Annotated in this window: 20 protein-coding genes and 1 tRNA gene; 8 read left to right on the top strand and 13 right to left on the bottom strand. The window is 59.0% G+C overall.

Annotation, left to right across the window (positions count from 1 at the left end; all coding sequences use genetic code 11):
- Positions 1-52 precede the first annotated feature (52 nt).
- The 3 genes from HMPREF2547_RS02175 to HMPREF2547_RS02165 all read left to right on the top strand — a co-directional run bounded on the left by HMPREF2547_RS02175 (position 53) and on the right by HMPREF2547_RS02165 (position 3361).
- On the top strand, positions 53-988 hold the full coding sequence (locus tag HMPREF2547_RS02175; RefSeq protein ID WP_016422785.1) for an aldo/keto reductase: 936 nt from the start codon (positions 53-55) through the stop codon (positions 986-988).
- Between the two features lie 108 nt (positions 989-1096).
- On the top strand, positions 1097-2260 hold the full coding sequence (locus HMPREF2547_RS02170; protein ID WP_187403982.1) for a hypothetical protein: 1164 nt from the start codon (positions 1097-1099) through the stop codon (positions 2258-2260).
- Entirely contained in the window at positions 2261-3361 is a 1101-nt protein-coding gene (locus HMPREF2547_RS02165) for a quinone-dependent dihydroorotate dehydrogenase (protein WP_016422783.1), read from the top strand.
- A 138-nt stretch (positions 3362-3499) separates the two neighbouring features.
- Here the strand turns inward: HMPREF2547_RS02165 and HMPREF2547_RS02160 are convergent, their stop codons facing one another.
- Positions 3500-4072, bottom strand: coding sequence for a YbhB/YbcL family Raf kinase inhibitor-like protein (locus tag HMPREF2547_RS02160; protein ID WP_049170574.1), 573 nt, complete (start codon positions 4070-4072; stop codon positions 3500-3502).
- 226 nt (positions 4073-4298) lie between these two features.
- Here HMPREF2547_RS02160 and HMPREF2547_RS02155 point away from each other — a divergent pair.
- Positions 4299-4384: transfer RNA gene (locus HMPREF2547_RS02155), tRNA-Leu, on the top strand.
- Between the two features lie 77 nt (positions 4385-4461).
- Here the strand turns inward: HMPREF2547_RS02155 and cls are convergent.
- On the bottom strand, positions 4462-5955 hold the full coding sequence (cls, locus tag HMPREF2547_RS02150) for a cardiolipin synthase (RefSeq protein ID WP_070604587.1): 1494 nt from the start codon (positions 5953-5955) through the stop codon (positions 4462-4464).
- 188 nt (positions 5956-6143) lie between these two features.
- On the opposite strand from cls, the gene HMPREF2547_RS02145 reads away from it, so the two are divergent.
- Complete coding sequence (locus tag HMPREF2547_RS02145) at positions 6144-6476, top strand: ArsR/SmtB family transcription factor (protein WP_070604585.1); 333 nt, start codon at positions 6144-6146, stop codon at positions 6474-6476.
- A gap of 60 nt (positions 6477-6536) precedes the next feature.
- Here the strand turns inward: HMPREF2547_RS02145 and meaB are convergent, their stop codons facing one another.
- From meaB to HMPREF2547_RS02130, 3 genes are all read right to left on the bottom strand, one after another.
- A complete protein-coding gene (meaB, locus tag HMPREF2547_RS02140) occupies positions 6537-7649 on the bottom strand; it encodes a methylmalonyl Co-A mutase-associated GTPase MeaB (protein WP_070604583.1) in 1113 nt (370 codons plus the stop codon).
- 66 nt (positions 7650-7715) lie between these two features.
- Entirely contained in the window at positions 7716-9935 is a 2220-nt protein-coding gene (scpA, locus tag HMPREF2547_RS02135) for a methylmalonyl-CoA mutase (RefSeq protein WP_070604581.1), read from the bottom strand.
- A gap of 8 nt (positions 9936-9943) precedes the next feature.
- Positions 9944-11836 carry a methylmalonyl-CoA mutase family protein gene (locus HMPREF2547_RS02130; protein ID WP_070604579.1) on the bottom strand — a complete coding sequence of 631 codons (1893 nt, stop codon included), beginning with the start codon at positions 11834-11836 and terminating at the stop codon, positions 9944-9946.
- A gap of 385 nt (positions 11837-12221) precedes the next feature.
- Between HMPREF2547_RS02130 and HMPREF2547_RS02125 the strand changes: the two genes are divergently transcribed.
- Both HMPREF2547_RS02125 and HMPREF2547_RS02120 read left to right on the top strand, forming a co-directional pair.
- The gene (locus HMPREF2547_RS02125; RefSeq protein WP_052317814.1) at positions 12222-12893 is read left to right on the top strand and encodes a TVP38/TMEM64 family protein; all 672 of its coding nucleotides are present in this window, start codon (positions 12222-12224) and stop codon (positions 12891-12893) included.
- A gap of 127 nt (positions 12894-13020) precedes the next feature.
- Positions 13021-13593 (top strand): hypothetical protein, encoded by a 573-nt coding sequence (locus HMPREF2547_RS02120; protein WP_049190712.1) that lies wholly within the window; start codon positions 13021-13023, stop codon positions 13591-13593.
- A 4-nt stretch (positions 13594-13597) separates the two neighbouring features.
- Here HMPREF2547_RS02120 and HMPREF2547_RS02115 read toward each other — a convergent pair whose 3' ends face one another.
- The 3 genes from HMPREF2547_RS02115 to HMPREF2547_RS02105 form a co-directional block, all read right to left on the bottom strand.
- Positions 13598-14998 (bottom strand): SPFH domain-containing protein, encoded by a 1401-nt coding sequence (locus tag HMPREF2547_RS02115; protein WP_048734130.1) that lies wholly within the window; start codon positions 14996-14998, stop codon positions 13598-13600.
- Positions 14999-15089: 91 nt separating this feature from the next.
- Positions 15090-15527, bottom strand: a complete 438-nt coding sequence (locus tag HMPREF2547_RS02110; RefSeq protein ID WP_070549521.1) for an NfeD family protein — start codon at positions 15525-15527, stop codon at positions 15090-15092.
- 60 nt (positions 15528-15587) lie between these two features.
- Positions 15588-16442 (bottom strand): DUF3097 domain-containing protein, encoded by an 855-nt coding sequence (locus HMPREF2547_RS02105; protein ID WP_070549519.1) that lies wholly within the window; start codon positions 16440-16442, stop codon positions 15588-15590.
- A gap of 65 nt (positions 16443-16507) precedes the next feature.
- Here HMPREF2547_RS02105 and HMPREF2547_RS02100 point away from each other — a divergent pair, with 65 nt between their 5' ends.
- Positions 16508-17365, top strand: coding sequence for a hypothetical protein (locus HMPREF2547_RS02100; protein WP_070549516.1), 858 nt, complete (start codon positions 16508-16510; stop codon positions 17363-17365).
- A 40-nt stretch (positions 17366-17405) separates the two neighbouring features.
- Here the strand turns inward: HMPREF2547_RS02100 and HMPREF2547_RS02095 are convergent, their stop codons facing one another.
- From HMPREF2547_RS02095 to HMPREF2547_RS02075, 5 genes are all read right to left on the bottom strand, one after another.
- A complete protein-coding gene (locus HMPREF2547_RS02095; protein WP_070549514.1) occupies positions 17406-18464 on the bottom strand; it encodes a ferrochelatase in 1059 nt (352 codons plus the stop codon).
- A 116-nt stretch (positions 18465-18580) separates the two neighbouring features.
- A complete protein-coding gene (locus HMPREF2547_RS02090) occupies positions 18581-19573 on the bottom strand; it encodes a VWA domain-containing protein (RefSeq protein WP_070549513.1) in 993 nt (330 codons plus the stop codon).
- Between the two features lie 112 nt (positions 19574-19685).
- Positions 19686-20534 carry a DUF58 domain-containing protein gene (locus HMPREF2547_RS02085; RefSeq protein WP_070549510.1) on the bottom strand — a complete coding sequence of 283 codons (849 nt, stop codon included), beginning with the start codon at positions 20532-20534 and terminating at the stop codon, positions 19686-19688.
- Positions 20534-21538, bottom strand: coding sequence for an AAA family ATPase (locus HMPREF2547_RS02080; RefSeq protein WP_016422767.1), 1005 nt, complete (start codon positions 21536-21538; stop codon positions 20534-20536). Before HMPREF2547_RS02080 ends, HMPREF2547_RS02085 begins: the two co-directional genes overlap by 1 nt.
- Positions 21539-21592: 54 nt before the next feature.
- Complete coding sequence (locus HMPREF2547_RS02075) at positions 21593-23212, bottom strand: DIP1281 family NlpC/P60 protein (RefSeq protein WP_070604576.1); 1620 nt, start codon at positions 23210-23212, stop codon at positions 21593-21595.
- Positions 23213-23704 lie beyond the last annotated feature (492 nt).

Raw genomic sequence — 23704 nt, 5'->3', positions numbered from 1 at the left:
CTCCCGCGGAACTTTTCCCGCGACCGCACACGGGTGTCCTAAAGTAAAAATCGTGCAACAACGAATTCTGGGCAACAGCGGTTTACGCGTCTCCGCCTTGGGGCTGGGTACGGCCACCTGGGGTGCGGGTACCAGGCAAGACGAAGCCGGACGCATCCTGACGGACTTCCTCGACGCCGGAGGCAACCTTGTCGACGCTTCCCCACTCCACGGCGGCGACACTGTTGCCGACATGCTGGGTGCAGTCATCGCAAAGCGCGGTGTCGCCGACGAATTGGTGCTCTCGGTCGCATCTGGCATACACCCCGAGCGGCCCGTCGGCAGGCGCGTGGACTGCTCGCGTAAGACACTGCAAAAGGACCTCGACGATACGCTCGCACGCCTCGGCGTCGAACACATTGATCTGTGGTCGCCCGGCTACTGGGATGGGCTGACCCCACCGGAAGAGGTCGCCGATACCCTGGAATGGGCTGTGCTCACGGGGAAAGTACGTTACGCCGGAGTGCGTGGATACAGCGGTTGGCAGGCGGCGGTGACGCATGCCGCCGCGGATCGAATCGCTCCGGTGTTCGCACAGCATGAGTACTCGCTGCTCCAGCGAAGCCCTGAGGCTGAACTACTGCCCGCCTGTGAGCATTTGGGGCTCGGCTTTATCGGTGGCGCCCCACTGGCCCAAGGCGTTTTGACCGCCAAATACCAGCACATCATTCCCGAGGACTCCCGCGCTGCTTCCGAACACGCCGACGCAGAGGTACAGGACTATCTCGACACGCGCGGCGTCACGGTTGCAGGCGCGCTGACCACCGCAGCCAAGGGGCTCGGCGTCAGTGCTGCCGTCGCAGCGATTTCCTGGGCACGCGATCGGCCGGGCGTCACCTCGATCCTCGTTGGCGCTCGAGACCGCGCTCAGCTACGCGAAAACCTCACCGCCGAACAACTCACGCTGCCACCGCAGATTTGCAACGCGCTTGACGACGTCACGCTGTAATCAGTAACCGCATTCTTATAAAGACTTATAAGGCACAACGAATGCGAGAGCCTCCCACGGCTGGAGGCGTCCACAAAGTAATCAGGCCGGGGTGGTAGTTTCTATAGCGTGAGTGAAAACAGTCGTCGACGTGTCATAACCTCCCTTCTAGCGGGGCTTTCCGCTAGCGCAGTGGTCCTGGCAGGGTGCTCCTCCGATGTGGAAGGAGACATCGATGCCGGAATGGGCAACGCCACGCCAGTGCCGGCCGCTTCACCCGCTGCTCCCGATACTGCTATCGGGAGGGCCAAGAAGATTGATGAGGGCGTTACCGATGCCGTGCTGGTCGGCGACCGAGTTGTCCTGAAGGCCGGGGACAAAATCTTTGCCGGTCCGCTGAATAACCCAATTGAGCGATCAATGAAGCTGGGCGCGAAGTGTGGTGAGCTCGCGCCGGGCGGCCCTAACGCTTTGCTGCCGTGTGAAGATGGCATCCACGTCATTACTGACCAGGCTACGGAAACGGCCGTTGTCGGCCGTGGCACCAACTACTCCGCCGCAGTTGGCCTGGAAGGCGGCCGCATCATCGGTGCCCATGCGGATAGCAATGTCGTCGATGTGTTCGGCGCTGATGGTGAGTTGGCCAGTGACTTCAAGGCTGCCAATAACGGGTCGCAGCTCGTTGAGATTCCCAAAGCGGACAATGACGCGGACGTCAAGCTGTTAGAGGTCAACCGTCCGGAGACTTCGGTGCATGAGCTCAAGCTCGATGAGTCCCGCGCTGGCTCTGCGCTGCGTGCGGGTATCGGCGTCGGCAAGGTAGCTTCCGGTGATCATGTCATTGCTGCCGCAGACACCAAGGGCAACCAGCTTCTTATTTACACTGCCACTGACGTCATTCGCCTCCACCAGGCAGCTCCGGCCCCGGAGGCTCCGTGGGCGGTAGCGGTCGATGAATCGCGCGGAATTGTCTGGGTGACTTCGACGAAGGTGAACAAGCTGACTGGCTACGACATCAGCTCGGGTACCCCAGTCAAGGTCGCGGACATCAACACGGTTGCAGATCCACAGTCGATTGTTGCCACCGAGGATGGCCAGATTGGCGTCTTCTCGGCTACCGGTGACGGGGCCCAGATTTTTGACTCCGCGGACGTCGATAAGGCAATTGCTGATTTCAAGCAGGATGCAGAGAAGATTCGTGAGGAGATGTCGGTTCGGGAACCAGCCGATAAACTACCGACCGGTGCAGGTGACACCAAGGGAGCAGACGACTCCGAGGGAGAGACTAAGTAGATGCCTTCGAAACTTCGCGCCAAGTCCTATCAACTCGCGCTAAAGGCAATGTTCCAGGTCCCACCGGAGCAGATTCACGAGGCCATCTCGAAGACCCTGAAGGGGCTGCAGAAGTCGGAGAGTCTACAGCGGGCGGTGAGCAAGTTACTCGTTGTTGACGATGCTGTGCTGCGTCAAACCGTGTTCGGCGTGGACTTCCCGCGTCCGCTGGGGCTCGCCGCAGGCTTCGACAAGGCTGCTATTGCTCCGGATTGCTGGGGGCCAATTGGTTTTGGCTACGCGGAACTGGGAACCGTGACTGCCAAGCCGCAGCCGGGCAACGATCGCCCGCGTCTGTTCCGTCTGAAGGAAGATCGCGCCATTTTGAACCGCATGGGTTTCAACAACCCCGGCGCCGCTGCTGTAGCGGAGAACTTGCGGGCGCGTCGCAGTGACGACGTGATTGGTATCAACATTGGTAAGACCAAGGTGACTCCGCTGGAAGAGGCCGTCGATGACTATCGAGAATCGGCTAGCCAGCTCGGCGGCTTGGCGGACTACGTTGTTGTCAACGTCTCCTCACCGAATACGCCGGGTCTGCGCGACCTTCAGGCAGTGGAGTCACTGCGCCCGATTCTGGCAGCGGTGACTGAGGAGACCGACTCGCCGGTGCTGGTCAAGATTGCTCCTGATCTCTCCGACGATGATGTCATCGCAGTTGCTGACTTGGCGGTTGACCTGGGGCTGGCGGGCATTGTGGCTACCAACACCACCATTTCTCGCGAGGGCCTGCGTACGCCCGCGGATGAGGTCGCGGAGATGGGGGCCGGTGGAGTCTCGGGTGCTCCTGTGGCAGCTCGGTCACTAGAGGTGCTGAAGCTGCTGCACGAGCGCGTCGGAGACAAACTAGTTCTCATCAGCGTCGGCGGCATAGAAACGGCTGAGCAAGCGTGGGAGCGGATTGCCAACGGCGCTTCCCTACTGCAGGGCTACACACCGTTGATTTATGGCGGTCCGGACTGGATTCGTGACATTCACCAAGGGTTGGCTCGCCAGATTCGAGCTCAGGGATTCTACTCCATTTCGGAGGCAGTCGGCTGTGGTCTGCCGTGGCGTGGTTAATTGCTGAAAGCCGTTGAGGCTTCCTAACCCAATAAACACGTGACCCCGGGGCCAGCGGCCATGAAGGCGCTGGCCCCGGGGTTTTCTGTATGAGTAGCGTGCCCGGTCGGTTGAGTTGCCCGTGTGGGCGTCGTATCCCTACTCCCCGACGTTCTCCCACCACGGCGTGATGATGGCACGCGCAATCGAGTGGAAGTACAGATTGAAGCCAAGCACGGTCGGCGTCGCATCTTCCGGAACTTCAAGCTTCTCCACGTCGACCGCGTGCACCGCATACATGTAACGGTGTGGGGCATGCTGCGCCGGTGGGTTAGCTCCGTAGTGACCACGCATGCCCGAGTCGCCGACAAGCTGGATAGCGCCTTCTGGCAGCTTAGAGCCGTCTTCGGAGCCAGCTCCCTGTGGCAGACCCTTTTCGGTCGCTGGAATGTTGAAGACAGCCCAGTGCCAGAAGCCCGAAGCGGTCGGAGCATCCGGATCGAAGCAGGTCACGGCAATGGACTTAGTGCCCTCCGGCAGATTTGCCCAATCCAGTTGTGGGGAAACATTCGACGGAGCGCGGAATTCATCCGCAATCTTCTCGCCGTCCTTGATATCTGGCGAGGACAGCTCGAAGGTTGGCAAATCCTTCAGCGGTGCGTACGGATCTGGTCCCGGGAAAACCGGAGCATTTGCAGTGTCGTTTGCGGTGTCGTTGGAATTCGTAGTCATAACTACCAGTGTGCCTACTTTATGAGCGCGCTGCAGGGACTTTACAAGACTCCCTATCTGCAGGGCCTGATTCTCAGTGCGAATCCAAGGCGGATGCGGGGCTAACACCGCTGATGTAATTACACCCAGGTTTGGCGCGCTAATGCCCCTCTGACCTGCCAATTTGTGTTTCATTATGTAGTCGGGATACAGTATCACAGGTCAGCACGGAAGTGCTTCCTACCCGGTCCGGGTGGCGGAATGGCAGACGCGCTAGCTTGAGGTGCTAGTGCCCTATTAACGGGCGTGGGGGTTCAAGTCCCCCTCCGGACACAAGATAAATCCCGAGAAACTGCAATTAGTGCAGCTCTCGGGATTTTTGCTTTGTCTGTCGGACCAATGGGACTGCCCTATTGCAGCGCCGAGGTCAAGCGGAAAACAGAGTCCAGGTAGCGCTGACGAAGGGGCCGGTCATTCCATTCCTCCTGGGTGAGCAGGAAAGATTTGTCGCGGTACTCGTCGGCAAGCATGATCAGTTTGTCCACGATGGAACCGGCGGCGGAAAGAAGCGTGATCTCGTAGTTGAGGCCGAACGAGCGCATATCCAGATTGGAGGAGCCGAACATGGCCATGCGGTCGTCGATAACCATGAACTTGGAGTGCAGGACCGCAGGCGCCGGATAGCGGTAGATCTTCACGCCAGCGGTTAGCAGTGCCTGGTAGTAGGACTGCTGCGCGTGGCCGACCATGAACTGATCGGACTCTTCGTTGACGTAGAGCTGGACGTCGATGCCTCCATATGCGGCAGAGGTCAGCGCCATGAGCATGGATTCGTCGGGGACGAAGTACGGGCTGACGGCGATAATCCGCTCGTGTGCCTGGTAGATCATGTTATTGAAGACGCGCAGGTTCGGCTCCGTGCTGAAGCCCGGACCCGACGGCAGCACCTGGACAACGTTGTAGTTGTCGTTGACTTCGGTGTTGTGGAGTGAATAGTCCCTGGTGGCGTCTGGGGTCTTGTATAGCTCGCTGGTCCAATCAACCGCGAAAATTGCGTCGAAGGCCAGCGCAATATCGCCCTCGAGCTCAATCCACGTGTCCACCCAGCGACGGCCGATCTTATGGTTCTTTTTCTTCTGATATTCGGGCTCAATCAAATTCTGCGAGCCCATGAATACAATGTCGCCGTCAACAACTACGAGCTTGCGGTGATTACGCAGATCCAGGCGGCGCCAGGTGAGCTTCAGCAAGCTCACGGGCAGCATCGGGTGCCAGGAGATTTTAGCCTGGTCCAGGCGCTTTTTCAGCTTGTAGTAGCCGGGGTACTTCCACGAACCAATTGGATCGACCAGTACCTTGACCTCTAGTCCCCTGTCGTGCGCGCGTTCAAGAGCCTGTATGAAAGGCTCCGTGCTGGAATCCAGTGCAAAGATGTAGGACTGCACGTGGATAGATTTCTGAGCCGCATCGATGGTCTCAATCATGCGGTCAATGGAGGCATTGAATTCGGTGAAAAGTCCCTTTTCTGCGCTGGCAATTGCCGGCATTCCCGTGAGCTGACGCGAGAGCTTGAATACGTTGACAACATCATCTTCTATCTCGGCATCATCCGGTACGTCGGGAAGATGCTCGGTACGTTCCGCAATGAGCTCCTGCGCCAGTGCCTGTACCTCGTGCCTACGGCCCGTGATTTGCTGCGAGCCCAGGAAGAGGAACAGAGGTAGGCCGATAAATGGAATCAGCAGAATCAGTAGCAGCCACGCCGTCGAAGCCGATGGGCTTCGGTTTTCCGGCACCCACCCAATCGCGATGAACTTAATCGTGTAGTCGAGTGCGAAAAATAGTACTTGCCACCACGTTAAGTCCTCCACCAGCCACGGGAAGGTGCCCATCAACCAATCCATGCAGATGATATTACTGAAGGAATTTTCAGTACTTTTGGTCGCTGCCCCTTAGGTGCACTCTTCCCCTTTTCGTGACAGCCTATTGTGACATCTGAAATTGAATACTGGTATCAATACGTAGTAAGGTTCAACTCATTGAACATAGTAAGTGTTTGGCATGTCGACTTCGAAAGGACTAACCCCTCCAAATGACTGAGAAGGCTCCTACGAGCACCGAGCTCGACGTTGCCACTAGCGTACTGAAGTTGATGGCAGACAAGACGCGTCTCTCCATCCTGTCGCTCCTTCGTGACGGGGAGATGACCGTCACCGCCATCGCTAGCGCGCTCGATCGCCCCGTCCCCGCGATTTCTCAGCACCTGGCGAAGTTGCGCATGGCCAATATGGTGCAGACCCGCAAGGAAGGCACGTCTAGCTTCTATTCTCAGCCCGACGAGCACCTCACCAACCTGGTGGTCAACGCTCTCCACTTCGCCGAACACACGCTCTACAGCGATCCGCCCCATCACCGCGGTCAGTAGGCGCACACGGATACGCTCGCTTTACTCGCTTTACGACGAAAATCCCACACCCTCCGGAACCTAGTTGGCGAGCCCGGCGTTCGATGCCCTTCCCTGGTCGAATGCCTCCATGATGCGCTGGGCGGCGAGCGTCGGTGTCAGCTGCCCCGAGCGGAGTTGTTTTTCCACCAGGGTGCTCTCTGTCTGCACAGCCTCGTTGGTGTTGAGTCGCTGCAAGAGCGTTTCGTGCACCATGGACCACATCCACTTAATCTGCTGGTTAGCGCGGTTTTCATCAAAGAGATGATTCTCGTGCATAGCCTCGACATGGTCTTCGATGGCTTGCCAGAACTTGTCGATGCCGTCGTCTTCCAATGCCGACATAGTCAGTACCGGTGGCGTCCAGACTTGGTCTGAGGAGCGAACCATCTTCATGGCCGTCATCAGATCACGCGCAGCGCGCTTTGCCGGGCGCAAGTTCTTACCATCCGCCTTGTTGATAGAAATCACGTCGGCCATCTCCAGCACACCCTTCTTGATGCCCTGGAGTTGGTCACCAGCGCCGGCGAGTGCCAGAAACGCAAACGTATCCACCATCTGGGCCACCGCGACCTCGGACTGACCGACGCCGACAGTTTCGACGATGACAATGTCGTAGCCTGCGGCCTCGAGCACCACCATGGCCTCACGCGTTGCCTTGGCGACACCACCGAGCGTGCCCGCAGAGGGCGACGGACGGATGAAGGCTTCATCCGCGGCCGAGAGCCGGGACATACGGGTCTTGTCGCCCAGAATCGAGCCACCGGACTTCGTCGACGACGGGTCGATGGCCAGCACCGCAACGCGGTGGCCTTCCTCGATCAGCTTTAGCCCGAGGGTTTCAATCGTGGTTGATTTACCGACGCCGGGGACGCCGGTAAGTCCGACGCGCATGGCCTTGCCGGAAAATGGCAGCAACTTCACCAGTAGCTCTTGAGCCAGCACCTTATGCGCCGGAGCAGTCGACTCCAGCAGCGTGATTGCCCGAGCCAACTTAGTGCGGTTTCCAGCCCGCACGCCCTCAAAGAGGTCGTCGACATCAATCCGTCGTCGCGCACGGCGGACGACTTCGGGGGCTACAGCGGTCTTTCCCTGAACGACCGTGCCAGCGGTAGTGACGAGGGTGCCCAGGTTTTCTTCAAGATACTCGTTCATCGCTACTTCTCAATTCCGACAACGCGCTGAGCTGAACAGTCAGCCCAGCGCGGATGCGGTAGTTATTTAGGACTCTTCGTCAACGGCAAGGTCGAGGCCCAGCTCGTTAGAGAGCTTGGTCATCATGTCGATTGCCGAATCAGCGATGACAGTGCCCGGCGGGTAAATAGCCGCGGCGCCGGCATCGTAGAGTTCCTGGAAGTCGCCCGGTGGGATAACACCACCGACAACAATCATGATGTCCTCGCGCCCCAGCTTTGCCAGCTCATCGCGCAGGGCAGGAACGAGCGTCAGGTGTCCGGCGGCTAGTGAAGAAACACCGACGACGTGGACATCCGAGTCGACTGCCGATTTGGCGGCCTCCTCCGGAGTCTGGAACAGCGGTCCCACGTCAACGTCCATGCCGAGGTCCGCGTAGGCGGACGCGATGACCTTCTGGCCGCGGTCGTGACCATCCTGGCCCATCTTGGCCAGGAAGATACGGGGACGGCGACCTTCCTGCTCTTCGAACTTATCGGCCATGGCGATGGCCTTGGAGACGTTGGACACGGCTCCCTCCTTGCCAACTTCGTCCTTGTAGACGCCGGAAAGGGTACGAATCTCGGCCTGGTGGCGGCCAAAGACCTCTTCCATGGCGTCGGAGATTTCACCGATGGAGGCCATGGCGCGAGCACAGTCGACAGCGAGCTTCAACAGGTTCTTGTCCAGGTCCCCCGGTTCACCCGGGTTACGGCAAGCGTCGGTCAGAGCGGCCAGTGCCTTCTGAACCTCTTCCTCGTCGCGCTCGGCGCGCAGGCGAGCCAGCTTGTCAATCTGCTCCTGGCGCACGCGGGAGTTCTCAACCTTGAGAACCTCGATGGCCTCGTCCTCTTCGACCTGGTACTTATTCACGCCGATGAGAGCCTGACGGCCCGAGTCAATACGGGCCTGCGTACGAGCTGCGGCCTCTTCAATACGCAGCTTCGGAATGCCCTCGATGGTGGCCTGTGCCATACCGCCGGCCTCTTCGACCTCGTCGATGTGCTGGCGTGCACGCTTGACCAGCTCATTAGTCAGCCACTCGATGTAGTAGGAACCAGCCCACGGATCAACCGGACGCGTCGTGTTGGACTCCTGCTGAAGCAGCAGCTGAGTGTTACGAGCAATACGGGCTGAGAAGTCAGTCGGCAGTGCCAGGGCTTCGTCCAGTGCGTTGGTGTGCAGCGACTGGGTGTGGCCCTGTGTTGCGGCCATAGCCTCAACAGCAGTACGCGCGACGTTGTTGTAGACATCCTGAGCGGTCAGCGACCAACCAGAGGTCTGCGAGTGAGTACGCAGGGACTGCGACTTCGGGTTCTTCGGGCCAAACTTGCCAACTAGCTCAGACCAGAGGATACGGCCTGCACGCAGCTTGGCGATCTCGGTGAAGGTGTTCATCGAGATGCCCCAGAAGAAGGATAGACGCGGAGCGAACCTATCAACTTCCAGGCCAGCGTCAATACCGGCCCGCAGGTACTCGATGCCGTCGGCAAGCGTGTAAGCGAGCTCAAGGTCGGCCGTCGCGCCCGCTTCCTGAATGTGGTAGCCGGAAATCGAAATCGAGTTGAACTTCGGCATCTTTGCCGAGGTGTACTCGAAGATCGAGGAGATGATTCGCATCGAAGGCTTCGGCGGGTAGATGTACGTGTTACGAACCATGAACTCCTTGAGAATGTCGTTCTGGATCGTACCGCGCAGCTGCTCGGTCGAAACGCCCTGCTCTTCAGCGGTGACAATGTAGAAGGCCAGAATCGGCAGCACAGCGCCGTTCATGGTCATAGACACCGAGACGCCGCCCAGGTCAATGCCCTGGAAGAGCTCACGCATGTCGTAAATCGAGTCAATTGCCACGCCGGCCATACCGACGTCGCCGGACACACGCGGGTTGTCCGAGTCGTAGCCACGGTGGGTAGCCAGGTCGAAAGCGACCGAAAGGCCCTTCTGGCCGGCCGCGAGGTTGCGGCGGTAGAAGGCATTGGACTCAGCTGCGGTGGAGAAGCCAGCGTACTGGCGAATAGTCCACGGCTGGTTGGTGTACATGGTCGGATACGGCCCGCGCATGAATGGGGCGATACCCGGGAAAGAATCTACCGGGTGGCCCTCGGCGGCAGCGGCGTCGCGGTCAGCGCGATCGTAGACGCGCTTGACATCGATGCCCTCTGGAATGGTCCACACTTCACCTGCTTCCGCGGCAGCTTCCTTGTCAGTGGCAGCGGCCGCGTCGTCGGTGTTGCGGGAGATGTCAGCGAAATTTGGGATGGTGGTCATTACTTCCTTCACGCTCCCAGTTCGTTCAGCAGTCGGGACAGCTCCGCGACAGCATCGATGGTCATGTTCAGGTATCCGTCGGGGCGAGCGTCCTCAGCGGCATTGGCGAAGCTCTTCTCGGAGCCGGCCACCAGGACCTCCTTAGCGCCGGCGGCGCGGGCGGCCTTGACAGCGTCCTGGCCCGAGGTCTCGTACTCGCTGTCGGCTGCGCACAGCACGACAATCGGTGAGGCCTTCACTGCCTCTTCGAAACCGGCCTCGCCCGGCACAACCTGGCCGGGGTTGGCGACGGCGATACCGCCGGAAGCCAGCAGGTTGGAGGTAAAACCAGTGCGGATGTTGTGCTTGGCCAGCGGACCCAGCGGCAGCATGGCAATCAGCGGACGGTTGCCCTTTTCAGCCAGGAAGTCATCGGAGCGGTTGCGCAGCGCCTCGAAGTCGCTTGCCCAACGGCGAATCGGGTCGCCCTCCGGGCGGGCCTCAGGAGCCAGTGGGGCTTCAGCCAGGTTCGGGAACTCGTTGATAGCGGTGACCTTGGTGCGGCGGTGTGCGATGTCGGCGCGGCGCTTTTCCCAGGTAGCGTCCAGGGCGGCGCGAATATCGGCCTCCGCGGAGGCGAAACCGCCGCCGGCCTCAGTGCCGGTGAAGATTTCCCATGCCTTGTCGGCCATTTCTTCGGTCAGGTCTTCGACGAAGTAGGAGCCACCTGCTGGGTCGGCGACGTAACCAAGGTGAGACTCTTCCAGCAGCAACAGGTTGGTGTTGCGAGCGATGCGAGCCTTGAAAGTCTTGGAGACGTTCGGCATGCCGCCGACAACTGCGTAATCAAACGGCAGAACCTCAACTGAGGAGGCACCGCCGACACCTGCGGCGAAGGAGGCGACAGTCACACGCAGCATGTTGACCCACGGATCGCGCTGGCTGAACATGACCGGGGCGGTCACGGCGTGCATCGGAGCGCGGCCAGCTTCAGGGGCGCCGATAACCTCAGCAACGCGGGCCCACAGAACGCGAGCGGCGCGGAACTTCGCAATGGTGTCGAACTGGTCGTCGGTAGCGGCAAAGCGGAAAGCGATCTGGCCGAGGGCTTCTTCAGCGCTCAAGCCCGCGTCGGTCAGCGCACGCAGGTAGGCGACACCAACGGCGAGACTGTAGCCAATCTCCTGGATGTTGTTTGCACCCAGGTTGGAGAAAACAACGCCGTCGACAAGCAGGGCGCGGACGTCGCCCGGCTGCTTAGCCGCCTTGACGGCCAGCTGAGTGGCCTCGTCGAGAGAAATATCGTCAATACCGGCAAAAGCGGAGGTCAGCGGAGCCGCGGAAAGCTCGACTGCGACGGCGTCCGGATTAGTCGGGTTTGCCTGCTCGATGTAGGACGTCAGTGCTTCCGCAACCTGCGCAGTCTTCTTACCGGCATGCACGGCAATCGGAGCAAGGTCGACGTAGACGTTGTTGAGCAGAGCCGGCACATCAGCGGCTTCGAGGGAGCCGGTGAAGTCCAGGCGGATGTCCGTGGTTCCGTTTTCCAGGGCAGTCAGCAGAGTCTCGTTGACCGCCTTTGGGTCAAGGGCATCCTCACCCGGGTACTGGCGACCGAAGGTCTCCCGAACACCCCAACCGTTGGTGTTGTCCGAAGTGACCTTTGCGCCACGGACGAATGGGAACTGGCCCGGAGCTGGGCTTTCCGCGAGCTCGTCCGCGCGGGTGTAGAGCGGGCGGACATCGACACCGTCGTAGGTGGTCTGAATCAGTCGTTTCCAAATATCGAGCGGTACATCTGCAACGTCTTGCTTGTGCACCCGCGCGAATACCTTGGCCACGCCCTGATACCAGGAATTCTGCAATTCCTCGAAGTTTGGTGGCAGCGTGGAAGGTAATTCGGGGGTCGTTCGGTCAGTCACGACAGACCTTCTCCCTTACATTTTCTAAGCAACGCCCCCATCAATCCACGGCCGAGGAAACTCGGCTGCGACAATTTCCGAATTCTCCGCGACGGAAAGGGATCTAAAGGCGTTGGCTTCCTCCAATAGTCAATAAGAGCCACTAGTCAGACGCTAAGACTCACCCGAGTGTCCGTGCACTGAACTTTTCAGCTACTTGTGCAATACCCTTACGTTCGGTTTGTGCTGACGGGCACGTCAAGTGCTCGAGCCAAGGCATAGTGACCTTGATTCCCATCCTAGTGAAATAATGGGCAAACGCCTTTAGCCGCTGACTACCCCTCCTCGCAGAGCCTCCAACGCGCAGGTCACACGCTTCCCCGCAATCCCCGGTAACCTCAAATGGGTGAACGTATCCGATGTGCGAATTACCCCTACACTCAAAAAGGTTCTGCTGGTGCTAGCCGTAGGTGTGGGGGTCGTCGTCACGCTGTACGTCGATGTTCCCACGGTCGCTACCATCCGGCAGTGGTCCATCGATGCCGGTGACTGGTTCCCGCTCCTCTACTTCCTCGCATACGTTGCACTGACTCAGTTCCCAATCCCCCGCACCGTATTCACTTTGGCTTCCGGAATCCTCTTCGGGCCAGTGCTCGGTTTCCTGCTGGCAATTACTGCGACGACGGTTTCTGCCCTTCTCTCCCTATGCATTGTGCGGTTTTTGGGGCGCGATTGGTTTCGCACGCACCTGACCAACCGCCGTCTTCTCAGTCTCGACCATCGGTTGGAGCAACGCGGCTGGCTCACAGTGCTCAGCTTGCGCATGATTGCTGGCGTGCCATTTTCGTTTCTCAACTACGCCTGTGGACTGTCGTCGATACGCATCGTGCCGTATATCATCGCCACTGCCCTAGGTTCGGCGCCGAACACACTCGCCGTCGTTCTGCTTGGCGACGCGCTGTTGGTCGGCTTCGACGTGCGCTTTGCGGTGGCCACGGGAATTCTGCTCGTGCTTGGCTTGCTGGGACTTCTTGCGGACGCCAAGTTCCCTGTCGTAACCGGTTCTTCGAAACGTTAAAACACCGCTTGGCGCTCTTGAGCTAGACGTGAGTTTTCGGCGAGTTGGTGTGGGGCGCCCGTGAGTGTGCGGAGGGAAGGAAAGTGTCTTAGCCCAACTGTCAAGGGGTGGGGCTAGACTAGAGCGTATGTATTCAGTCTTTGCCAGGTATCGCGGTCGATCTACTCGCAGGGCAGATCACGTTCAGGCCTCTGCGCAGGCACTTTCCGGCCTGGAAGGCGTAGGAACTGTTGAGGTTGCAGGTATCGAAGAGCTTCGCGCAGCTCCTGAAAATGCTGTGGGAGTCACCACGCTTGTGCTGGCGCTATTGGCCGCAGGTGACTGGGCGATAGGTATCGGTGTTTGTCCTCAGGACGACATTGAGCAAGCGCATCTGGCATCGAGCTCAGTCATCGGTAAGGGAGGCAGGGCCGGCACGGTAAAAACCCGCATTCGGACTAACAATCCGCGTGGTAAGGATTACTCGGAGGATATTGGTGCAGCATTCACATTGCTGCACCACGTTATCTCTCGCAGGTCCCCCGAAGGCCGCGAGGCAACTGGTTTGGTTCGCGCTGGTTATTCACAGGTAGAGGCCGCGGAAGAATTGGGAGTTTCAAAGCAGGCCGTCAATCAGCGCCTCGCAGCAGCTGGCTGGCAGGCGGAGCTGGCCGGATGGAACCTGGCCGTCCACCTGCTTCAGCGAGCTGATGAGTTATAAAAGCTTACTGCCCATTTTCTGGGGCGTAAGGGTCACGTGACCATCCTGAAAAATCTGGACGCTCGGCGGAGTGTGTACCGCCGCCTGCATTGGTATTGCCGGTGCCAGGAGCCGAGGGCAGGTCACGTTTGCCGGAAGGAACTGACGGCGCAGCCGGTGTGGCCGGCGCAGCGGGCGCAGCCGGTGTCGCAGGTTCAACCGCTGCCGGGCCGTTCTGGCCACCCAACTGTTCAGGCTGAGCGGGCTGAGCCGAATCAGCGCGGCGATTCTTCTTCCTCTCAGGGGTATTACCAGCTGCTGCAGCTACCGGATCATCAACCGGGCGGTTAGCGACCTCGTTCGCCGCGGCAACTGCACGAGCCAACTCCGGATTAGTCGACATGTCGAACCAGTTCTCGTCGCGGCCCTGCTCAGCCTCTTCCTTGGTCTCTCGGCTCACGGCCGGAGGCTCATAGCGGAAGACACCGTCGGCATCCTTCTTGCCGAAAGCCCTAGCGAAGCTCTCGAGACTGTCGCCAAACTGCGACGGAATCATCCAAACAGTATTGCCGTCCTTATTTGCCAGCTCAGGCAGCTTCTCCAGGTACTGCCAGGCAAGAATCTCAGGTGTCAACTGTGAAGCCTTAACAGCTGCGTTGACCTTCTGGATAGCGCGAGCATTACCCTGTGCCTCAAGGTAGGTAGCGGCGCGAGTACCCTCAGCGCGCAGAATGGTTGCCTGACGCTCAGCTTCAGCAGCCAGAATTGCTGCGTGCTTGTTACCTTCGGCGGCGAGAATCTGTGCCTGCTTACGGCCCTCAGCAGTTTTAATGTCGGCTTCGCGGGTACCTTCCGCAGTCAGAATCATGGCGCGCTTCTCGCGATCGGCCTTCATCTGCTTTTCCATCGACTGCTGAATCGACGGTGGCGGCTCAATGGCCTTCAGCTCCACACGAGCGATACGAAGACCCCACTTGGCAGTGGCCTCGTCCAGCTCGCCGCGCAGACGGCGGTTGATGTAGTCACGGGAAGTCAGTGTCTCTTCCAGTGTCAGGCCACCCACGACGTCGCGAAGCGTTGCGGTGGTGATCTGTTCGACGCCGAAGATGTAGTCGTCGATACCGTAAATTGCCCGATCCGGTTCGTTGACCTGGAAGGTCACGACGGTATCGATAGCCACAGTCAGGTTGTCTTCGGTGATCACTGCCTGTGGCGGGAAGGTAACCATACGCTCACGGGTATCAACCTTCTCGCGCACTCGGTCAATGATCGGGATGATGAAGTTCAGGCCGCTATTCAGTGTCTGCGTGTATCGTCCCAGTCGCTCTACGATTGCCGCTTCGCCCTGAGGGACCAGGACAATCGCTTTGAGAACCAAGGTAACAACCACGAGAATGAAAACGACGAGGATGATAAAGCCTTCCATGGGATTCCCTCGTAGCTAGAAACTGTGTGGTCAGTTATTTAATGGTCAGTAACTAAGAGTGCTCCGAGCGCCCTTTAAGTGAGTTGACTGCTCAGAGCAGCTTGTCCACTACTGCGGTATTGCCCGAAATCTCTACAATCGTGACTCTTTCCTTTGCATCGAAAGTCTGCGCAGTCAGAAGACTGCGCGCGCTCCACAACTCGCCATTGACCTTAATCAGACCCGCTGACGAGGAAACTGGCTCGATGACCTCAGCATGACGGCCCGCTAGCAGTTCCGGACGCGACTCCAGTTCAGCGGACTTGTCCGGTTTTGCCATCTTTTTGCGCAACACAGGGCGAACTGTCAGCACAAGTGCGGCGGATACAACGGCGAAGATAACCACTGACAGCCAAAGCGGCGCTCCAAGCTGGCTCGCACCGGACGCTGCCAGCGCACCAGCTCCGAGCATTAACAGTGCTAAATCTCCGACCGCGAGTTCACCGAGAACCAATAGGAGGCTTGCTCCGAGCCAAAGGAGAGGAATCACGCCCTCACCCTACCTACTTTGCAGAACAAATGTGGGGCGAGTGGAGCCAGTATTTCGGGATCAGTACTGCATATGTGGCTCAGTGACGAAGTCGACCAGGCGCTCAACTGCACCAATCAAATCCGACTCCAGATCACGGTAGGTGTGTACACCTGCGTAGACGCGTCGCCAGCCCTCCTTGGGGTCGTCTCCCCAGCCCAAGCGACGGCAGATTCCTGTCTTCCAGTCCTCCCCGTAAGGAACTTCCGGCCATTCTTCAATGCCTACCGACGAGGGCTTGACCGCCTGCCAGACATCGATAAATGGGTGGCCAGTGACCATCACATGCGGGCCGAGCTGCTGAGTCATGCGGCTTTCTTTACTGCCTTCCACCAAGTGGTCTGCCAGGACTCCGACGCGGCGCTTCGGACCTGGACCAAATTCGGCCAAGCGTTCCGGGAGATTGTCCAAGCCCTCCAGATACTCGACGACTACGCCCTCAACACGCAGATCGTGGCCCCATACTTTCTCGACAATTGCCGCGTCATGAATACCCTCGACCCAGATACGGCTGGGTAGAGCAACCTTAGCCTTGACGTTGTGGACCTTGCGCGAGCCCGATGCCGACAGATCCTGCGAGGGCTTCTTTGGTTGTGCCTTCGGCCGTACCAGAGTCACAGGTTTGCCATCGATGAGAAAACCGCGCTCGTGCATGGGAAACAGCCGCGACTTTCCGTGGCGGTCCTCCAGCCGAACGCACCAGCCGTCAAAAGTTTTCTCTAACCCGATAATCGCACCGACGAATCCGTCATAGGACGCCTCGACGACAACACCATTTTCTGCTGTTACCTCGCGTGCCGGCTGCGGGATACGACGGCGGTGGCCACGTGCGCCAGCAAACACGTCCTGATTGCGATACGGGTCTTGAAAGCTCATGGATACTGAGATTAACAGCATGGGTTACGGAACCGGCGACACACTGCACTAGGATGAGCTGCACTATGCAGCGCAGTGTTCTCGACCAGGTCTGGAGTCCAACTCAGCACATCGCCCTTTGGCTGGGCGCATGGTTGTCGGGTTTGGAAAACTACGATCATCTCCTCGATGCTCTTGACTCGCTCGGCGGGCCCACGTCAGTTCCGGGGACATTCGTGCTTGCCGACGCCATGGTTCCGAATGTCATCGATTGCGACGCTGATCTCGATCGAAGCGACATGCTCCGCCTTCTTCGAGCAGTTACTGACGCGGGAGATTGGCACAGTGACCATCGTCCCCTCGTCCGCCTTATTCTCTCCGGATCCGGTGACGCACCTGCACTGCCTGCGGGAACCGACGCCGCTGAGGCCGCACGCGCAGCAGGCTCAGCCATTGTGATTGCGGATGCGGAGCCGGGTTGGAACCATGCGCTCGTACCAGTGACATCGCCGGTGCCCGGTCTGCTGCAGTGGCACTGGTACACGCTCGAAGGACACATCCCGGAGCCGGCATATCTCTCCCCTGGCGAGGCGGATTTGCAGCTGGCGGATGCGGCGCGAGTTGCGGCTGCCACTATTGCGGCGATGCCGCGTTCACCGCTGACGTCGTCAAGCAGTGGTACCCCGAAGGTGGATCCCCGGCTGATGGTCGGCATGCTTGATGATCATCTGGACATGGCTTTTGTTCCGGATGATGTGCCGCGCCGTGCACTGGGAGTGCTCGCCAGAGCTGATCGGGTGTCGTCGATTCTGGCGGTGGCACAGGGCAGCGAGTCGGGGCACGGCAGCGCCGCGTTTGATGCGCAGCTCATCCCGCTGTGGCGAAAGATTCGGCAGGCGCGGATGAGCGCGGTGGAATACGCGATTCAGGAGTGGACCCGCTAGAGGTTTGCCTTGCCCTGCGGTCCAATTGAGGCCAAGGGAATCAGTGTGGGCGGCGCTTTGCCGGGGTGCAACAGGATGCGGCGCAGGGGGCGCCGTTGCAGGCCGAGCCGAGTAGCGGTTCACTTCCCAGGCGGCGGGGTTCGGCATCTGCGATGCGCTCTTCGATGAGCTCCACGAGCATGTCAGTGAAAGTAGCCGTCGGGCCAGGTGTTGCGACACGCTCGATGACTATGTCGTGATGAGCCATTTCATCCTGTAGCTCAGCATCCAAATCCCAGGCGACCTCAACATGGTCCGAGATGAAACCAATCGGGCACACTACTGCGGATCGAAGGCCTTGGGTGACCTCCGCTTCAACGTGGTCGACGATGTCAGGCTCCAACCACGGCACGTGCTCCGGGCCCGAGCGGGACTGCCAGACGACGTCAAAGTCGGTGATACCGACTGCATCGGCGACGAGCCGCGCTGCTTCGTTGACCTGGCGAGAGTAAAGATTTCCGCCGAGTTCTACCGGCCCAGATGCCTTGTCCGCAGAGACCGGAATAGAGTGAGCGGTGAAAATAAGCCGGGTGTCCTCACGGCGGTCATCCGGTAGCTTGGCAAACGCCTCACGCACGGCATCTGCATAGGCTTCTATAAAGAGCGGATGATCGTAGAAGCTCCGAATTTTCTCCATGTCAAAAGCACGGTCGCCCAGAGATTCGCGCATCCGAGCAATGTCTTCGTGATACTGGCGGCAGCCGGAGTATCCGCCCCAGGCGCTAGTGGCGAAAACGAGCGCTCGTTTAACGCCGTCATCAGCCATCTTTGCCGCGGTGTCTTCAGCCATCGGATGCCAATTGCGATTGCCGAAATAAACAGGCAAGTCATAGCCACGGCGAGTGAGCTCAGCCTTAAGGTTGGAGACAATTTCACGGTTTAAATCGTTGAGCGGGGACTTGCCGCCGAAGTGCGCATAGTGAGCACCGACCTCGTCCAACCTCTCCGGCGGAATTCCGCGGCCGCGGGTGACATTCTCCAGGAAGGGACGCACATCGGCCATCTTTTCGGGACCGCCGAAAGACAACAGCAAAATAGCGTCAAAATTATCAGAAGACATAGGCAACCAGTTTAGTAGCGCAGTCTGAGGACACCATAAGACGACTGCTCAATGCTCATGGTCTCCTGCCTGCTGGGTTCCATCCAATTGCTTTACGACGGCACCCTAACCCGGCCCTATTGCGGAATTCGACGATTGGTCACAAGCAGTGAGCCCACGGTCACTAGCAGCATCGCGAAGGCTGCGATCAGATAGGGCCTCGGATTCTCGGCCCGCTTGAGTTCGTAACCGATATCATCCTCCAGCGAGTCATATGCATCCCGGAGCTGCTCGAGGGAACCGGCGCTGAAGAACTCACCTTTTGTACGACGTGCGATTTCTCGCAGCGAATCGTCGTCGTTAGGCACTGGAATTAACTCGCCCTGAACCGTGATTGCGCCTTGCGCGGTACCGAACGAAATCGTGTTGACAGGCACCCCGGCCTTGGCGGCTTCGGCGGCGGCGGTATACGCGCCGCGGGGATCGTCGAGCTCTTGCGGGACGGTCTGTTTGCCGTCGGAAAGCAGCACAATTGTCGCTGGTGGGGCGCCTTCTCCCCCGCCCTGGACTGAGTCGCTGAACTGATTGATGGCATCGAGCGCGGCAGCGATGGCATCACCGGTAGCAGTCGCTTGATCTAACTCAGCAGCCTGAAGGGCTCGATTCACGGTGTCATGGTTGGTAGTCGGGCTGACCGCAGTGCGAGCGCGGCCAGAGAACGTCACCAGGCCGATATTGAGGTCGTCGGGAAGGTTCTCCACGAACTCTTGGCCGGCTTCTTTAGCAGCAGTGATGCGGTCGGGCGCAACATCCGTGGCCGACATGGACAGCGAAACGTCGACCACCAACATGACCGTCGCTCGGTTGCGGGCGACTTTGGTCTCCGAAATCGGGCCGGCCAACGAAATGATGACCAGAACTAGAGACAACAGCGCACTGATAGCCACGACATGGCGTAGGCGTGCCGACGACTTATTCCCCAGTGACCCAACGATGGTGAAGTTGCCAAAGGCAATGGCACGTTGCTTTCGCTGCTTAGTGCTGATCCAATAGGCCACGGCTGCCACGAGAGGCAGAGCGAGCGCGAGCAGCCAACCTGGGTGCGCAAAAGTTGAGTTTAGGAACGTCATCGCGGTATCAGTTTCCTCACATCCAGTCGCCTAAACAGTCGCGTATAAACCAGTGGCTATAGCCGGTTAGTCGGTGGCCTAAAAATAGCACTAACAAGCGGTTACTCAGACGCTAATGTTGGCCAACTTGTCGGGCAAAATCCAGTACCCAATCGGAATCCGTACGCAAGGTAATAACGCGAGCACGGCATTTGCGCAGTTCATTGATTACACGCTCGTGGTGGGCACTAGCCTGAGCTGCGTACTCGGCGCGGGTTTTGTCGTTGATGTTGAGTTCAATGGTTTCACCAGTTGCTGAATCCGCCATGACCACCGGGCCATCGCCGGGTAAGGCTTCATCGGCTGGATCGACCAGGCGGATTGCCATAATCTCTGTCGAGGCCGAGGCAACGCGCAGCGGTCGCGCCCAATCGAGTGATCCAAGGAAGTCCGAGATGACAACCAATAATCCAGCGCGCGGAGCCTGGGTCATTACTGTGTCAATATCCGCGGCGAGATTGTGCTCAGCGGTCGCGTCAGCCAAGTGCTTGAGCAGCATCAAGCTGTGGGCACGGCCCTGGCCCGCGGGCACTGGAGTGCCACCGGCGATTAATCCAGTTCGGGACCCCGGGGCGTCGTTAAGCATCGTTACAGCGCCGGCAGCGGCGGTGAGCAGATGTCGTTTGGTGGTATCGGCCAAGCCCGTGGACAAACGTGCGGCGGGTTCGGCGACGATCCAGCACTCCAGCTCGCGCTCGGCCTCGGAGGTGCGAACGTGCGGCACTCCAGTGCGGGCTGTCACTGCCCAGTTCATCTGGCGAACATCATCGCCGATGACATATTCGCGGGAGCCAACCGGCTCAGAGCCATCTCCAGTAGCGGTGGAGAGAAAGCTGCCGCGCAAAAGTCCGTTGAGCTTACGCGTAACAGTTAGCTCTAAGTACGCCAGGACGCGTGCAAGATCGTCTTCACGAGCTGACATTAGGAGGCAGTGCCCTCATCGGAGCCAGTGCTCGCGCCTTGGGGAAGGCGCACGTGAGACAACACGATGTCAATAATCCGTTCGGGAGTAACGCCATCGGCCAGGCCCTCATAGGACAGGACCAAGCGATGACGAAGCACGTCGGGAAGCACGGAGACCACATCGTCCGGCACGACATAGTCGCGACCGGAAAACAGCGCATGGGCGCGGGCAGCCGCGACAGCACCAAGAGTTGCACGCGGTGATGCGCCATAGGAAAGCCAGCGGTCGACATCCTTCAACTCCGCCCGCATCGGATTGCGGGTGAGTTCGATGACGGCCACGATGTAGTCAATCAGTGTGTGGTGGACAAAGACTTCGCGGGTAGCGCGCTGCAGTTCCCGAACACTCTCTGGGGTGAGAATCTGCTGCGCGACTGGAGGGGTGGCTCCCATGCGGTAGACAATCTCCCGCTCTTCCGCCGGAGTGGGGTAACCCACGAGGACCTTAAATAGGAAACGGTCCCGCTGGGCCTCCGGCAGTGGGTAGACACCCTGGTTTTCGATTGGGTTTTGCGTGGCCAGAACCAAAAACGGCTCCGGTACTGGCGTGGACTCCCCTGCGATGGACACCTGGTGCTCTGCCATGACTTCCAGCAGAGCCGACTGCACCTTCGCCGGTGCGCGGTTGATTTCATCAGCGAGCACGATATTTGACATGACCGGGCCGGGCTCGACAATGAACTCCGAGGTGTCCTGGCGGAAAATCCGGGTGCCGACAATATCTGATGGCACCAAATCCGGAGTGAACTGGATGCGGGAGTAGGACCCACCCATCACTGTGGCAAAAGTAGACACTGCCAGAGTTTTCGCAACACCCGGAACACCTTCGAGCAGGACATGACCTCCTGCGAGCATCGCGATGAAGAGCTGCTTAATCAGGTGCTCCTGGCCAACCACGACCTTCCCCAGCTCCGCGTATGCGCGCTCGAGGTCCGTGTGGTCAGTGGGCGTTGGGTAGGTCACAGAGAAACCCTTCTTTAGGTCGGTCGCCCGACCTGTAGAACACGTCGTTAGAAACTAGACGAGGCGGACAACGTTCGGTGTCATTCCGTTATAACGGACTGGCGAGATCTTAACCACAGAACCGGACTGCGGTGCCTCAATCATCTTGCCATCGCCCAGGTAGATAGCGACGTGGCCATGACCATTCGGGCCCCAGAACAGCAGGTCACCACGCTTCATCTGAGATGCCGGGTAGTGCTTTCCGCGCTGGTACTGGTAGCCGGTGTAGTGAGGCAGGTCAATGCCGACAGCGGCGTAGGCGTACAGAGTCAGGCCCGAGCAGTCGAAACCAATCTTGTTGTAGTCGCCGTGGGAGTCAGCTACTCCGCCGTCACGGATGCCCTTGGTCGGGCCGTTGGCGTTGCCACCGCCCCATGCGTATGGGACACCGAGCTGCCCCATCGCGCGTGCGATGACAGTCTCGACCTTCTGGCTGGAAGAACCCGAGGTGCTCTGACCGGTCTCCGGATTCGTCGGCGCCACAGTCTGTGCCGGGGTGCCGCTTGACGACGAGCTGCCGGTGCTAGACGAATCCGAGGTATCGGTGGACTCAGAGGAATCCGAAGATTCGGTCGTCTCAGAGGAACTGGTGGAGCCGGTGGAGCTGTTAGAACCAGTCGAGCGAGTCGAGCCGGTAGTATCCGTGGAGCTGCTCGAACCAGTCGAGTCGGTGGAGCTAGTGGAACCAGTCGAGCTCGTAGAACCAGTGGTGCTAGAGCTTTCATTTGTGGACTCAGAAGAGGAATCCTCATCAGTCTGGTTCGACTGCGCCTCGGCGCGAGTCTTAGCTGCGGCTTCCTCAGCGGCCTTCTTGGCAGCGGCGTCTTCCGCTTCCTTGCGGGCCTGCTCGTTCTCATAATTCTGGCGCTGGGAGTTCAGCTCGTTGACCGCGTTTCGGGCTGCATCCAAAGATGCCTTTGCGGCATCGCGATCGACCTGAGCCTGCTGGTAATCAGCTTGCTCCTTTTGAAGCTCCTCGTTTGCCTCGGAGTACGCGTTCTGAGCATCGGTGTTTCGCTGGTTTGCGGTGGCTTCCGCCTGCTGAGCTTCGTCACTCTTCTTGCGAAGCGTGGACTCCTGGTTAGCAGCCTCGGTTCGATTCTTATCCAGAGAGTCAACGGTCTGCTCTTGACGATCCGCTTCGCGACGCAAAGCGGACAGACGGTTAATAGCCTCGGATGCATCTCGCGCACCCTCGAGAATCGAGCCACTGGAACGTCCCTGGCGCATGATGGTGCGTGCTAGCTCGTCGAACTGCTTCTGGGCACTAGCGAGCTCAGCGCGGGAACGGTCGAGTTGGGTTCGCGCCTCGTCGACCGCCTCGCGCGCACGGTTAGCGGCATCTCGAGCGTTCTCAAGGTCCACCATGGCCTTGTTGACATCCTCGCGGAGAGTGCCCATGCGTAGCTCGAGGTCAGATACCCGGCGCTCGCTGGAAGTTACCTCGGCGACCAGGGACTGCAAGTACGACTCGGCGTTAGAGGCCGCCTCACGCGCTTGACGGATCTGGGCGTCGCTCGGATTCAGTGGTTGTGCAGCTGCGACCTGAGTGTTCGTCGCCAGAAGACCCGCCGTGATAATACCGGCAATTGGACGAGTCCAATATGATGCACGGACTTTGCGATTACTCGGCACCGCGTTACTCCTACATTTCTCCTATGGGTGCGTTCACGCCTCAGAATCGACACCAGCGACTTCCCCATCGTTGGATATCTTCCCGTTGTTGCCTCCAGGTCTTGAGTGGAACTTCGAAAAACGTCGAACCGAAACCAGAACCAAAAGCAACAGCGGCGCTCCCGCGAGTTTTCATTGGTCAATACTGGACCCTTGAGTCCACTATTGGCATCACGAAGCACTTTACGGGTCAAAAAGCTCTAAAAAAACATAAGTAACAAAATTACCAACTGTCCCCCACTTTGTAACCGTTTCGTTATATGCCGTGGCCTGCGGTTATGATGAACCCCAGTTTTCTGTGTGAATTATGTCACTATGTGATGACTTATCGGCGTGCCGGACTGCCGCGGACCTTTACCTGGGGTACCGGGCATAAGAAAAGGTCAAGCGCTCATGCTTGACCTTGGCGAAAATCGTTGACACGGTTACGGCGACTGCAACAGTGTTATCCAA

The organism is Corynebacterium sp. HMSC055G02 (assembly GCF_001809065.1).
Taxonomy (GTDB): Bacteria; Actinomycetota; Actinomycetes; order Mycobacteriales; family Mycobacteriaceae; genus Corynebacterium; species Corynebacterium jeikeium_D.
This window is presented reverse-complemented; position numbering and strand designations above follow the sequence as displayed.

Coding starts and splice junctions, on each gene's coding strand:
- HMPREF2547_RS02165 (WP_016422783.1), top strand. CDS start 2,261: ATGCCTTCGAAACTTCGCGCCAAGTCCTATCAACTCGCGCTAAAGGCA.
- HMPREF2547_RS02160 (WP_049170574.1), bottom strand. CDS start 4,072: ATGACTACGAATTCCAACGACACCGCAAACGACACTGCAAATGCTCCG.
- cls (WP_070604587.1), bottom strand. CDS start 5,955: ATGGATTGGTTGATGGGCACCTTCCCGTGGCTGGTGGAGGACTTAACG.
- HMPREF2547_RS02145 (WP_070604585.1), top strand. CDS start 6,144: ATGACTGAGAAGGCTCCTACGAGCACCGAGCTCGACGTTGCCACTAGC.
- meaB (WP_070604583.1), bottom strand. CDS start 7,649: ATGAACGAGTATCTTGAAGAAAACCTGGGCACCCTCGTCACTACCGCT.
- scpA (WP_070604581.1), bottom strand. CDS start 9,935: ATGACCACCATCCCAAATTTCGCTGACATCTCCCGCAACACCGACGAC.
- HMPREF2547_RS02120 (WP_049190712.1), top strand. CDS start 13,021: ATGTATTCAGTCTTTGCCAGGTATCGCGGTCGATCTACTCGCAGGGCA.
- HMPREF2547_RS02115 (WP_048734130.1), bottom strand. CDS start 14,998: ATGGAAGGCTTTATCATCCTCGTCGTTTTCATTCTCGTGGTTGTTACC.
- HMPREF2547_RS02105 (WP_070549519.1), bottom strand. CDS start 16,442: ATGAGCTTTCAAGACCCGTATCGCAATCAGGACGTGTTTGCTGGCGCA.
- HMPREF2547_RS02100 (WP_070549516.1), top strand. CDS start 16,508: ATGCAGCGCAGTGTTCTCGACCAGGTCTGGAGTCCAACTCAGCACATC.
- HMPREF2547_RS02095 (WP_070549514.1), bottom strand. CDS start 18,464: ATGTCTTCTGATAATTTTGACGCTATTTTGCTGTTGTCTTTCGGCGGT.
- HMPREF2547_RS02090 (WP_070549513.1), bottom strand. CDS start 19,573: ATGACGTTCCTAAACTCAACTTTTGCGCACCCAGGTTGGCTGCTCGCG.
- HMPREF2547_RS02085 (WP_070549510.1), bottom strand. CDS start 20,534: ATGTCAGCTCGTGAAGACGATCTTGCACGCGTCCTGGCGTACTTAGAG.